The organism is Mastigocoleus sp. MO_188.B34 (assembly GCF_030065675.1).
In the GTDB taxonomy this organism is placed as follows: domain Bacteria; phylum Cyanobacteriota; class Cyanobacteriia; order Cyanobacteriales; family Nostocaceae; genus Mastigocoleus.
Window position 1 is genome coordinate 14,500 of record NZ_JASJDK010000075.1, and the last position, 13,895, is coordinate 28,394.

8 protein-coding genes are annotated in these 13,895 nt (G+C 35.8%); 6 read left to right on the forward strand and 2 right to left on the reverse strand.

The window, feature by feature from the left end; translation table 11 throughout:
• Positions 1-21: 21 nt before the first annotated feature.
• Complete coding sequence (locus tag QNJ50_RS17815) at positions 22-4,710, forward strand: tetratricopeptide repeat protein (RefSeq protein ID WP_300637622.1); 4,689 nt, start codon at positions 22-24, stop codon at positions 4,708-4,710.
• Between the two features lie 177 nt (positions 4,711-4,887).
• Here the strand turns inward: QNJ50_RS17815 and QNJ50_RS17820 are convergent, their stop codons facing one another.
• A complete protein-coding gene (locus QNJ50_RS17820; RefSeq protein ID WP_300637625.1) occupies positions 4,888-6,810 on the reverse strand; it encodes an alpha-amylase family glycosyl hydrolase in 1,923 nt (640 codons plus the stop codon).
• Positions 6,811-7,356: 546 nt separating this feature from the next.
• Positions 7,357-8,997 (reverse strand): mechanosensitive ion channel family protein, encoded by a 1,641-nt coding sequence (locus tag QNJ50_RS17825; RefSeq protein ID WP_300637627.1) that lies wholly within the window; start codon positions 8,995-8,997, stop codon positions 7,357-7,359.
• Between the two features lie 510 nt (positions 8,998-9,507).
• Between QNJ50_RS17825 and QNJ50_RS17830 the strand changes: the two genes are divergently transcribed.
• From QNJ50_RS17830 to QNJ50_RS17850, 5 genes are all read left to right on the forward strand, one after another.
• The gene (locus tag QNJ50_RS17830; protein ID WP_300637629.1) at positions 9,508-9,987 is read left to right on the forward strand and encodes a phosphate-starvation-inducible PsiE family protein; all 480 of its coding nucleotides are present in this window, start codon (positions 9,508-9,510) and stop codon (positions 9,985-9,987) included.
• Positions 9,988-10,383: 396 nt separating this feature from the next.
• The gene (locus QNJ50_RS17835) at positions 10,384-11,112 is read left to right on the forward strand and encodes a CAP domain-containing protein (protein WP_300637631.1); all 729 of its coding nucleotides are present in this window, start codon (positions 10,384-10,386) and stop codon (positions 11,110-11,112) included.
• A 193-nt stretch (positions 11,113-11,305) separates the two neighbouring features.
• Positions 11,306-11,821, forward strand: coding sequence for an AAA family ATPase (locus QNJ50_RS17840; protein ID WP_300637633.1), 516 nt, complete (start codon positions 11,306-11,308; stop codon positions 11,819-11,821).
• A 206-nt stretch (positions 11,822-12,027) separates the two neighbouring features.
• Positions 12,028-13,719 (forward strand): NACHT domain-containing protein, encoded by a 1,692-nt coding sequence (locus tag QNJ50_RS17845; RefSeq protein WP_300637636.1) that lies wholly within the window; start codon positions 12,028-12,030, stop codon positions 13,717-13,719.
• The coding region (locus QNJ50_RS17850; protein WP_300637638.1) for a hypothetical protein at positions 13,716-13,895 on the forward strand (180 nt) is incomplete at its 3' end. The genes QNJ50_RS17845 and QNJ50_RS17850, both read left to right, overlap by 4 nt.

Genomic DNA, 13,895 nt, shown 5'->3' on the forward strand with positions numbered 1-13,895 from the left:
ATTTACAGAAGGTATTTAATAATGAATTATCGTTGCAGATATGTTTTCTTGGTTACTTATTCGCTTTTATTATCGGCTGTTCTTCCTTCATTTCCTTTGGTAGGGAGTAATTATTTGTTACCAGCTTCAGCGCAAACAACCACAACTAATAACCAAAAGACACAAGCGGATAAGCTATTTGAGCAAGGGGTACTGTTGTACCGTCGGGGACAATATCCACAAGCATTAGAGACTTATCAGCGAGTACTGAAAATCCGACGACAGCAGGGAGATAAAGCAGGGATTGCTCAAACTCTGAATAATCTTGGTAAGGTTTATATACAATTAGACGAAAACAATAAAGCTGACAAAGCATTATCGGAAGCTTTAACGATTCGTCGGGAAATAAAAGATAGAAAAGGTGAAGGGGAAACTTTACACAATATTGGCCGGCTTGATGTTATAAACAAGGAATATAATAAAGCATTAAAAATATTGCAACAAGTCTTAAGTATTCGTCGGGAAGTAAAAGATAGAAGCGGTGAAGCTAAGACTTTGAGAATGATTGGGTTAGCTTACAGTTTCGGGTTCGATAATAATACCAAAGCTCTGGAGTATTTACAGCAAGCTTTAAATATTGAAACAGAAATAGGAGATAATTACGAAGCCAGTTTTACCCTCTTGAATATAGGAAAAATATATTATTTCTCAAACAAGTATCCCCATGCTTTGAAATTTTTAGAAAAAGCTAAAGTATTAAGTCGCAAGACAGATAACCGTGTTGCAGAAGTCGAAGCATTGAAACTAATTGCAATTGTTTACCACAATCAAAATAACAAAAAAGATGCTGTACAAGTTTTAGAGGAAGCATTAGCTTTGACACGAAAAAACCAGCAACGTCTTGAGGAATTGAATATTTTAGAGTTGCTTGTCGCTACAAATAATACCCGCGGAAAATTTACTCGTGCTAGAGATATAGCACAATATTATGTAAATCTTGCAAGAGAGTTAAAGAAGCCAAATTCAGAAGCTAAAGCTTTATATTGGCTTAGTATTGCTTATATTTCATTAAAAAATTATCAAAAAGCAGAATCAGTTTCACTACAAGCAGTAAAGATTGCAAGAGAAATTAAAGATTTATATAGGGAATTATCTGCCTTAACAACTCTCAATGTAATATATATTGGACGGGGAGATTATAAGAAAGCAATTGAGAATCATCTGAGAAGATTAGAAATTGCCAAAAAGCAAGATGATAAATGGGAAAAATTCAGCGTATTGAAGAGTTTAGGTAGTCTTTACGATAATATAGGAAAGCATCAAAAAGCACTGGAAGTATATCAACAATCTTTCGCTATATTACGACAACTCGAAATTAGTAAACGACCTCAATTAGAACAAAAATTTATAGGAGTAGAGGAAGTTTTACTTTTGCAGGGAATAAGTATGAATTACAGGAGTTTAGGAGAGTACGATAAAGCGCTAAACTTCGCTCAACAGACTTTGAAAAAAGCACAATCTTTAAAGCAACAAGAATATGAAGTAAAAGCATTGCTTAATTTAGCTTCCTTATACGATATTCCTTTCAATAATCTGTCAAAAGCGATTGAATTATCTCAAAAAGCTTTAAGTCTTTCACAAAAAAATAAGCAACCAAAGATAGAAGCAGAAGTATTCATTAAATTGAGCAGATTTTACAATAAGCAAGGCAATTATACCTTAGCATTGGAATATGCTAATCAAGTTTTTACTATTGCTAAAAAGTTGAAAAATCCTGATTTAGAATATAATGCCTTAGATATGTTAATAGATATTTATAATAAACAAGGTAAATATCAAAAAGCATTAGAATTTGCTCAGAAAATTTACACGCTCGTGCAAAAAGAAAATCTCGGGATTGACAAAAGTTTAGCTTTAAGTTCTCTGAGTAAAAGTTATCTCTCTGTTGGAGATACAGTCAAAGCAGAAGAGGCTGCAAAACAAGTCATAACTTTAGCACAACAACAAAATAACAACTTCTATCTACAATTAGGTTTATTACACCTTGCTGAAGTATATAAATTCCAAGGTAAATACGAAAAAGGGATAGAAACAGCACGAAAATCATTAGCAATATCAAGACAAAGTAAAAACTTTTTTGGAGAAGTCGCAGCTTCACTTTTACTGAGTAAAATATATGAGCGCTTAGGAAATTATCAAAAAGTAATTGCTGTTGCTCAACCATCTCTAATACAAGCGATAAAAATTAACCAACGCGACAAAGAAGCAGAATTACTTATTAATTTAGGTAATGCTTATAGAGTTATTGCTAAATATAGCAAAGCAAAAGAATTAATCGAGCAAGGATTAAAAATCGGACGAGAACTAAAAAATCCCCGCTTGGAATTATATGCTTTGAATAGTCTTGGCTATTACTACTCTTCAGTCAAAGATTATCAAAAAGCTTTGGAATTAACCCAACAGAGTTTGCAAATTGGTCAAAAGTTAAAAAGTCCACCTCTATTAATATCTCCTCAGTTCAACTTAGGAAATATTTACGGTAGTTTGGGAGATTACCAAAAAAGCCGCAATTATTACCAAAAAGCATTAAAAACATCGCAAAAACTGAAAAACCGTCGCCGTGAAGGTATAGCTTTATTATCCCTAGCTGGAAATAATTTTTCTCAAGGAAAACCACAAAAAACTGTAGAGTTATCCCAGCAAGCATTAACTATTTTTCAAGAAATTAAAGTACCTAAACTAGAAGCTTTAGCTCATCGAATGTTAAGTCTTGGTTATGGTGAGTTAGGTAATGATGCTAACGCAATGAAATCAGCCCAAAGCTTTTTAGAATTTACCAGAAAAGTTAACAACCCAGTTTTAGAAAAAAATGCACTTAATATTCTGGGAATGATTCACTATAGATTTGGTAGAAATCAAGAAGCAATTAAAGCATATCAACAAGCACTTGCAATTCAAATTCCTGAAAACGTAACGGGTGACAAATCCGGTATTTATGCTGGTTTAGGTCGGGTTTATCGCAAACTAAATCAACCCAACGTTGCTATCAGTTCTTACAAACAAGCAATCAACGGTATCGAAGAAATTCGTCGGGGAATAGAAGGTTTACCACCAGATTTACAAAACTCTTTCTTGGATACGGTAATTGATTTCAAAGGAACTAAAACTGCTGATATTTATCGAGAATTAGCAGAATTGCTGGTTTCCCAAGGAAGAGAAGAGGAAGGATTATATGTACAAGAATTGTTAAGAAATCAGGAAATAAGAGATTTTAACACCACTAAACCTGAAACTGAGAAAAAATCTTCAATACCCCTCAGAGAAACAGAAAAACGAGCCTCAGTCTTAAATGATTCTGTAATCGCTCTCGGATATCGAATTAGTGACTGTCAAGCAAAAAAAGAACAATGTGAGAAACTTGTAAAGCACCGGGATAAATTAATTCAAGAGTATCGGACAACATTGAAAAAACTCGACCAAGAAATTCGCAATAATCGTAAAGAAGATGATATCTTCTTTGACCTTAAGGAGATGGGTAAAATTAGAGAAATTGTCGCAGCACAACCCGATACTGTGATGATTTACCCTTTAGTGGGAGAAAAAGAATTAAACATACAACTATATGGAAAACAAGGGGTTGTTAAAACATTTAAAGTCCCAGTTGGACGTCAAGAGTTAGGAAATGCAGTCAAAGAATTTCGCGATTTAATGGAAGATTGCGAGAGAGTTTCTTATTGTGGTAGCGAACAGATTCCCGAAATACAAGCTGCTAGTCAAAAACTTTATAACTTTCTGATTAAACCCATAGAAGCAGAATTAAAAGCAAACCCGGTGAAGAACTTAGTTTTTTCCCTGGATAGAAGTACACGTTATGTCCCAATGAGTGCTTTGTTTGATGGTAATCAATATTTAATAGAAAAATATACAATCTATCTCGCACCTTCAGCAAGTTTAACAAATACTGAAAAACCTTCACCGGTATTAACGACTAAACACACAAATATCTTAGGAATGGGGCTTTCGCAATCTGTTCCCCAAAGCGCTAACACACCTAGATTTGGTCCATTACCCAATGTACCTCAAGAATTAGATTCTATCATCGAAGACAAATCTGACGATAAACAAGGAATTTATCGAGGAAAGACATTTTTAAATCATGCTTTCAGTTTTAATAGCTTGCAAAAAAATCTCAGCCAAAAGTACAATATTTTGCACTTAGCAACTCACGGTTTATTTGACCCAGAAAGTCCACAACAATCTTATATCCTTTTAGGTAATAAAGAATTATTGACACCAGATTTAATCTATAATTTGGTAGAACTTAGAAATATTCACCTCGTAGTTTTATCTGCTTGTCAAACAGCATTAGCTAGCGCCCGTCAAGATGGTATAGAAATTAATGCTTTTGCTCATCACTTCTTAAAAAATAGCGTAAAATCAGTAATTGCTTCATTATGGCAAGTCGCAGATGGAAGTACTAGCGAATTAATGCAAAACTTCTATCAAAATCTCGCTAGCAACAAAAAATCCATCACCAAAGCCGAAGCTATGCGTTTAGCACAACTAAAACTTCTTCATGGTAAAGAATTTAAGCTAGATGATATCAAGCGTGCTGGTGGGATAGTTCCTGAAGGAACTTCAACAAACTCAAACCAAAATACAAAGACAAAAACAAATTTTGCTCATCCTTACTATTGGGCTCCATTCGTCTTAATTGGAAATGGTTTGTAGTCGATACGATACCAAAATACAATACCCACGGTTCGCCCATTGGAAATTGAGTATTGAATGTATTGCGCGACAGTCCCCACCCTCATCTGCACGCCAATGCGTGAACAGCTTAGTGGAAATCGACCTCATTAAAGAAACAGTTCGTAACTGCACAATTCCGGAGACGCTCACATTTTATCAAGCTTCTCGTCCAGAAGCCCAAATATCTCGCCATTTCACCATTCCTTCCTTGGCTAAAACCCAATGACGAGAAACAAGATTTTCCCTCAAGGGGGACTTATCTTCACGCAACATCACATACTTGTAAGTAATTAGTTTACCAGCACTTTCATTGAAGGGAATTTCGGCAAACCAAGTATTTTGATTAATGTATTCTAAAGGATAAGCCTTAGCAATATCCCAATTACCTAATTCCGGACAATTTCCAGTTACTACTATTCTTTCGCCAGGTTGAGTATATACTCCATTCAACTGAGCGCGAACTAAAGTTTGTCCTTTAACTCTTTCACCAATATAGCTAATTACAATTGCTTCTTGACTATCGAGTTCTAAATCCTCAATAGTTCCATCAGTAACTTGAAACTTGCGTCGAGTCAAAATACAGGTATGTTCTCCGTCGGGAAGGTCGCAGGTAATAGCATCAAGAGTTACGATTTCCCCTCTGTTCATAGCTACAAAACACATGCAATTACCATAGCTGCGAATATAGCAATAAACATCCGGCGTAACATATTTTTGCCATTGACTACCCAAGGATACCGCAGGGTTAAGACGACGCAAACCAGAAAGCAAACGAATACAACGGTAAAGTTCCGTATCTCTATCCCATTTTTCCATCATGGGGCGGTTGTAGGGGTCATCTCCTCCATCTGTATCATCGTGGAGATATTGCTCCGTACCGTAGTAAATACAAGGAATTCCCCGAGAGGTCATAATTAAAGCGATCGCTAACCGTAGTATATCAGGATCGGGATTTAAGGATTGGAACCGGGGCATATCATGATTATCAATGAAAGTGACAAGCTCTGTTGCCCCATTGTAGCGATAGTCTTCCTTAAAAATATCATGAATTAAATGAAATCCTTCTTCTGCACCTTCAGCAAGAGCGGAACGAATTGCACTACACAAGCCAAAATCAAGGATGGACATTCCGGAATGATTCGCAAATTCTACGGAACGTTCATTTAACGGGTGGGAAAAAATCCATTCGCCAAAAATAAAAACATCCGGTTTGCGATCGCGGATATCTGCGTTAAATTCCTGCCAAAACCAAATCGGCATATGTTTTACTGTATCTACGCGCAATGCATCAACACCCCGGTCTAACCATTGCTCGATCGCTGACTTGATATATTGGCGATATAAAATATTATTTTCGTTGAATGTAGCTAATCCCGATAGTTCGCAGTTTTGAACTTGCCATTCATTTTCCCAATCATTCACTTCCCCATAATGATGGTACCAATTGTCTTTATCATCATTGAAGTCAGCAATTTTCACCCCATCATCATAAAGTTCCCCTTTCACCCCATCGATATCCGGGTTGCTGTGGTTGCAGACAATATCTAAGACTAACTTCATATTCCGCTTGTGCAACTCTGCAATTAAACGGTCAAAAGTCGTGTTGCGGGTTTCCTGAGTCTTATTTAGGGAAGGTTCTTCATCTTTACCAATAAAACGGGGATTTATCCGTTTGAAGTCTCGCGTCCAATAACCATGAATAGCTGCACTTTCAATAAATAAACCTTCTACCTGCTCAAACAAGGGAGTTAACCAAATAGCAGTTACTCCCATATTTTTTAAATAATCAAGCTTATCTATTACACCTTGAAGGTCTCCACCCCAATATTTTCCCCAATCGTCCATCGTGGGGTCATAAAGCTCTGCATTTGGACCCTCACTATTATCTGGATCGCCGTCACAAAACCTATCTACAACAATAAAATAAATAGTTTCTTGACGAAATTCCATATCTCTGGTGTAAAGAAACTCTAAATCAACTTCTTCTGATGAATTTTCTACAGACGGATTAAGCTTTTCCTTATCAGTATTACTTACCGCGTATTGAGCTAAAGAAGTTTGGGAAGGTTGAGAAACCATATGTTATTGAATTGCTTATTAATGAATAAACTTCACTAAAAAAATAGTAATTTATACTTAGTATAAATCTACGAGAAACAAGTATTGTATATATTAATCCAAGTTGCCAATTATAAGTCAAAATTTTGTAGTGTCCAATAAATTGGGGGACTTTGAACTAATTTTCCCCTTTTTAAGGGGGTTAGGGGATCTAAATCTAACATAACTGTAATTAGTACTCCACCACATTAATTCTGCGGGGTTGTAGAGACGTTGCATGCAACGTCTCTACAGGATTTTGTGGAAAAACAAACCCATCAGAATTAATGTGGTTAACTACTAGTACAGGTCGGCGGAAATAAAGCAACCATCCATAAAGTCTAGAAGCTAGATAATATAATACTTTTTACTTTTTACTTTTTACTTCCGCACAGGGGTACTAGCAACTTACATTAACATTGACTGGGTTTAGTGCCTGAAACAGGTAACTGGATGTCAAGCGCTTCGTGCAAATTACGAATTACGAATTACGAATTAGTAATTATTTGCTCAAAGACCCCCACAGCTTTAGTTGGAAGGTTCTTGATCTTTATAATTAACTTGAGATGAAAAAGACTGAATTTCGTTTACCCAAATAGACTGCTGAGGTATGGGAATAGAAATTCCTGCTTGGTCGAAAGCTACTTTTACCCGACGTCGATATTCTCTAGCTACCTCCCATTGCTTTAAGGGTTGGGTTTTGATCCACACCCGGATTACTATACCTCTCTCACCAAAATTCTCTATTCCTAAAACTTCCGGAGTATCAAGAATGGGCGATCGCCATTCTTGATCTTGCGCCATATCTAAACCAACAGTTTTAATTAATTTTAAAGCCTTATCAATATCCATTTGGTAAGCAACAGGAATGCTTAAGTCCGCACGAGACCAACGGCTAGAAAGATTGGCGACTATTTTAATTTCGCTGTTGGGAATGGTAATTAAACGCCCTTCAGAATCACGAACTTGGGTCATTCGTAAGTTGAGATTTTCCACTAACCCACCTACATCTCCAACATTAATTACATCACCAAGGGCATACTGGTCTTCTAAAACAATTAGAAAACCGTTAATTGCATCTTTGATTAAGTTTTGGGAAGCAAGAGAAAGCGCAACACCAACTAAACTAGCACCTGCAAGTAAGGGAACGATATCGATCCCTAAAGCCATTAGTCCCACAAGGACACCAGCTAGCAGCCAGATGAAAGTGATAATACTTTTAGTAACTCCAGATATAGTGGAAACACGCAGTTGTAATCTATGAGATGTTTCTGGAGTAATTAAAGCACTACTTTTAACAAATGCAGAAGTTAAGCGGTCAATAATAAAATAACTTAGGCGTACTGTAATGTAGACGATCGTAGCAATAACTATTAAGCGCAGAGGAATTTGAGCACCAGCGAGAATTGCGGCTTGAAGCGGTCTAGTATAAGGAAATAAGCCTAAAATAAAATAACTTCCTCCCACCCAAATTCCTGCGTGAGTTAATTGTAAAACTCTTCGCCTAACTTCTCGCAAATTCTGTTTTTGTTGTTGTCTTAGTAAAGAAGTAATTGGTCTAGTTTTATCTGACGCTGGGTTGTTTGATTCTGGTGAAAACTGTTTTAAGGGTCGTCGAGAAATACTGTAGATACCCAAACTCAAAACTATCATCACCAACGCTGTTGCTGCTGCTATCTTACTTTGTTCTAATAAAAACTCCTTTTGACGCTCTTGTCTGGCGTTTTGCAAATTCTCTTGTAAAATCTTCCTAACCCTAGGTGCAAAGTTGTTTTGGTCTGAATCGTTTAATTCTGCATCTTGTTCGGTAATTTCTAAAAGTTTTATACCGTTTACATAAATAGCTGGAGATCCACTTTTTTGATTCAGAACTGTTACATCTAGCTTTCCATTCGGGCGACTTAAATAATCTTGCCTGATATTATCCAGCTTAGCCTGAATAGTCTGTACGCGTTCACCAAGTTTAGATTTTGGTGCTGCTACTCGAAATAAACGCCGTCCATCTAAATAAACCCAGTCGGAAACCATTCTTTTTTCAAGACTTTTTATTCCTTGAGAAGGTAATTGCAACTGATGTAATGAAGGAATCTGGGCTCCAACTAAGTTTGGCGTCACTCCAATAATTATTAAACTTGAACAAACAGCCAATGCAACAAATTTAGCTCGCAAAATTTACCTCCCGAAATATTTTCCTATGCCTGGGAAAATTGAGTGACATTTTTACAGATACATGTTGCTTAAAAATATTTATCTTTATTTAAATTTTAAATTTATCTCAAATTCCTGAATCAAACAAATAGTATCTTAAAGTAAATTTTGGGCGTTTAGAAAAAGTTCCAAAAACTTGTTTGCTGTTGGTGCAGGTGTATCACTTTGCCATAAATACAAGTTATATATATATAAGTTAAATAAATATACAGCAGATTGTAGGTAAACGAGATGTACTAGGACTGACGCATAAACCGGTACAATGAAGGGTTACTCCATAAAACATAACAAGCTTTTGGATAGACAAATAGTTGGGAAAGATAGCTTAATTACAAATATCAGCCATATAATACCGAACCATTCTTGATTTATTTTAAGTAATATTAAATAAATCAGCATTCTCTCGTAACAGCCCATAACCCATCGAGATAAAAGTGGTTGCTGCTGGAGTAAGTATACGGTGTAAAAAATATGCTAAACAATCTAAAGGCGCTACTAAATAATTTATTTAAGAAAGAAAGAGTAATTCATAACCTAGAGCTTGTTCAGGATTTTATTGTTATATCCCTTTGTATTGGTTTGTTTTCTGTAATGTTGTTGAGATTGGGGGATATGTTTTTTTCCCTGATGCATTTACATAAATCCCAGCAGATTATCTCTGATATTTTGTTTATTTTGATTATGGTGGAATTATTCCGCTTGTTAGTGATTTATTTGCGGGAACATCGCATTTCATTGGGAGCAGCAGTAGAAGTTGCGATTGTTTCTGCTTTGCGTGAGGTTATTTTGTATGGAATTCTCGAGATTCAACTAAAACAGATTATTGGTGTATGTAGCTTTTTAATTGTATTGGGAGTCCTTTTATTGATACGTCTGGTAATATCTCGTCTCAGTAAAACAGATTCGAGTGAGAATGATCCTAAATCTTCTATGGAAGAAGTAATTCTTTGATAGGTAATTGGTAATTGGTAATGGGTAATAAATATAGCAATCCTAAATCATTTGTGAGAATCAATATTGTAGAGACGTGACAGAGCCTGCGGCGTCGGCGTTAGCCTCTGTCACGTCTCTACAGAGTTTAGTGATTCACAAATCAAATATGATTACTATAGTTAGTATATTTTTGTAGTTGGAATTGCTTGATGAGTATTAATTAGTTATTTAAATATTAAGTAGTGATACTCTTTACAGAAACTTTTTGTAGAAGTTACAACATATCAAGGATCACCATTCTACATTTTTGTGCTGAATGGTAATAGTTATAACTAAGTGTGTATGTTCAAAAAGCAGGTGATGCATCTCAAAATGACTCAAGTCACCCTTAATCTATAAGTTGTGAGGTAATTAATGCGTCACAGTCAATTTTGGAGAGTTTCCCTAATAGCTCTAGTGTTCAGTAGTATTTCTCAATTATTTTTTTCTAATTCTTCGTTAGCAAACTCTACACCTATAACCGATTCAACTCTAGCGATCGCACTTTCAACCAAAAATCCCCAATTACTCGCAAAAGCAAGCTATTTATCTCCCCTCGAACAACAAGTAATGAGGGAAATGAATAAAGTACGAAAAAATCCTAAGTCTTATCTACCCATCCTAGAGAACTACAAAAAACGTTTTCAAGGTAAACGAGTCAAAATCTCAGATCGGGTTTATTTACAAACCCAAGAAGGAGTCAAAGCTGTTGACGAGGCTATACGTTTTCTCAAAAAAGCCCGACCTGTTGGTCGTTTAAAAACTTCTAAAGGTTTATCTTTGGCTGCTGAAGACCATATTGATGATCAAGGTCCTAGGGGTGCTGTGGGTCATTCCGGTAGTGATGGAAGCACTCCTTTCAGCAGGATGGAACGTTATGGTTCTTGGAAAAAGACTGCTGCAGAAAATATTAGTTATGGTCCTACAACTGCACAAGATATTATTATGCAGCTAATCATTGATGATGGTGTACCATCTCGGGGTCATCGCACAAATATTTTCAATCCAAAATTCAAAGTTGCTGGTGTAGCATATGGTTCCCACAGCAAATATGGAAGTATATGTGTTATTGGTTATGCAGGTGGATATAAGGAAAATTCGTAATTCGTAATTCGTAATTTGTGGTTTGTAATTCGTAATTTGTAATTCGTAATTACTTCTGATTCCAAATCTGATTTTTTCTTACCTGTAGGGGCGCACATCGGTGCGCCCTAACGAGTATTATATTTTTATTGGAAATTCCTTTCTCTAGTAGTTAAGTTAAAAGCATAACTATAGAATTATAAAATTATTTCCCATGCGGATTTCTGTAATTGGTACTAGTGGTTCGGGGAAAACTACTTTAGCAAAAAACATTTCCCAGCGTCTTGCTATTCCTCACGTAGAATTAGACTATTTGCACTGGGAACCGAATTGGGTAGAAGTATCAAACGACATTTTTCACCAGCGCGTTACAGATGCTTTGAAAAGTGAAAGTTGGGTGGTTGATGGTAACTATAGCAAAGTCAGAGACATTATCTGGAGTCGAACTGATACTTTAGTATGGCTTGATTATTCGTTTTTTACAGTGATGAGTAGAGTCAGCAAAAGAGCAATTAATCGAGTTGTTACTCAACAAGAAGTCTGCAATGGGAATTATGAAACTTGGGGAAAGTTATTCAGTCGAGAATCTATTATTTTGTGGTCGCTGCAAACTTACCATAGAAGACGTCGGGAATATCCAGTTTTGTTTCAGCAGCCTGAGTACTCTCATTTAAATATAGTTCATTTGCGTACACCAAAGGCTGCGCGGGATTGGTTGTTAGGTTTGTAGGGAGAGATGTTTTGCAACGGATGGATTCATTATTTTCATTCAAAGTGAACTGGAACGGATGAGTAAGGAAATGTCTTAATGTTTTCAGCGATCGCTGTATCATTTCTAGGATTGTCGTATCTAGACAACCCCCAGCAATTTGATTGACAAATCGCTATGATGGATAAAGGGAAAGGTGATAATTATATATCTATATTTAGTTGAAAATGAACTTTTTTTCAGTTCTTGCTCCTGAATTGGGTAATTTTGTTACTCCTCGTTTGATTGAAAGAATCAAAGGGGATACAACAACCATTACATTATTTAAAAGTTGTGGTATTGACTTAACCAAGAAACCTGATAATAACTTTGACAGCATTTATGCCTGTACATTATTCCACTGCTATTACAAGCGAGAACAAGCAGATGGAGTAAACGCTAACAATTTAAATGAAAAAAAATATGTACTTATGAAAGTATTTACTCGGAAGGAGATTAAAAAAGCTTTTGAAACAGCTTTTAATAATAATGACTATAATATTATTTATTCCAAAATAAAAAATATTATCAATGACGATGATGATTGGAATCATCTAGGTGAAGAATTACGAAAATCAAGTATAAATTTATCTCGAGAATTAGAAGATTTTAAGAAAAAGTTTAATTATTTTATCGATCTCAGCCAAAATCCATTTGAAAGACGCGATACTCAAAAGCTAGATCAGATGAAAGCAGGAATTGATGATATCAAGAAACTCATAACACAAGAAAACACAAAGCGTGATTCAAAACCTTATCCTGATGAGTTCAAAGCAACTATTGAGGAGAAAATAAAATCATTTTGTGGGCGTGAATTTGTGTTTAAAACCTTTCAAGAATTTTGCCAAAAGAATGTAAATGGTTATTTTACCCTCATTGGAGATGCGGGAATGGGTAAAAGTGCGATTGCTGCAAAGTACGTTAGTGATTGTCATTTACCCTGTTATTTCAATATTATTGCTGAGGGACGGAATCGACCCGAGCAGTTTCTCGCTAGTATTCGTCAGCAATTAACTACTCGTTACAATTTACAGGATGCACAAGATGCTGATTTGTCTTGTTTGCTAGTCAAAGTAAGTCAAAAACTGTCAAAACATGAATCCTTGGTAATTGTAGTTGATGCGCTGGACGAAGTCGAACAAGAATCGGGTGCTGGAAATATTTTATTTTTACCACAAACTCTTCCACAACGAGTTTATTTCTTTTTAACTAGACGACCTTATACTCCCGAGAAAAAATGTTTACGCATATCTGTTCCATCCCAGGAGTTGGATTTAAGAAAGATGGAATATCAAGAATTGAACGCAGAGGATATTAAAGGTTATATTCGCCTATTTCTTAACCACGATGGGCAGCATAAAGATAATTTGAGAAAGTGGATCGCTGAGCGTGACATCAGTACTGATAATTTTGTTGAGCAGGTAGCAGCAAAAAGTGAAAATAACTTTATGTACCTGCGTTATGTTTTACCAGCGCTCGCAAATGGTTTCTATAATGACTTAAGTTTACAACAGTTACCTTCAGGACTTCAGGACTATTATCGAATCCATTGGGTGCGGATGGGGATGGATAAAAAACCTCAAAAATTGAAGGTGATGATCCTATTTATATTAGTTGAAATTGCTACGGCAGTTACCTGTGATATGATTGCTGAGATTATAAACGAAGATGGATATGAAGTGCTATCGTTTTTAGATGACTGGGTTGAGTATCTTAAAAAACAAGTCATTGAAGGAGAAACTTGTTATAGCATTTATCATGCAAGTTTTCTTGATTTTCTCAAAAGTAAGCGAGAACTAAAAAAAGATCGGAAAATTTTTGAGGAGGTAAATAGACGCATTTCTGATTATTTAGAAGTGGAAGGAGATAATATTGCATGACAAATTCTGTTAAACGAAACAAAAGTGCTGCCTTCCAACGCGCTCGATTAAATAGTCTACCTTATAATTTAATAAGATCGGGTAAGTTAGAAAAATATTGCAAACTTCTAGCTAATTTCAAGTTCATTTATCAAAAAATTAACCATCCTAGCTTTGGAGTGCAAGCGTTAATAGAA

What these genes read in the sequence shown, in the direction of transcription:
- QNJ50_RS17815 (WP_300637622.1), top strand. Translation starts at nt 22, where the DNA reads ATGAATTATCGTTGCAGATATGTTTTCTTGGTTACTTATTCGCTTTTA.
- QNJ50_RS17835 (WP_300637631.1), top strand. Translation starts at nt 10,384, where the DNA reads ATGCGTCACAGTCAATTTTGGAGAGTTTCCCTAATAGCTCTAGTGTTC.
- QNJ50_RS17820 (WP_300637625.1), bottom strand. Translation starts at nt 6,810, where the DNA reads ATGGTTTCTCAACCTTCCCAAACTTCTTTAGCTCAATACGCGGTAAGT.
- QNJ50_RS17830 (WP_300637629.1), top strand. Translation starts at nt 9,508, where the DNA reads ATGCTAAACAATCTAAAGGCGCTACTAAATAATTTATTTAAGAAAGAA.
- QNJ50_RS17845 (WP_300637636.1), top strand. Translation starts at nt 12,028, where the DNA reads ATGAACTTTTTTTCAGTTCTTGCTCCTGAATTGGGTAATTTTGTTACT.
- QNJ50_RS17840 (WP_300637633.1), top strand. Translation starts at nt 11,306, where the DNA reads ATGCGGATTTCTGTAATTGGTACTAGTGGTTCGGGGAAAACTACTTTA.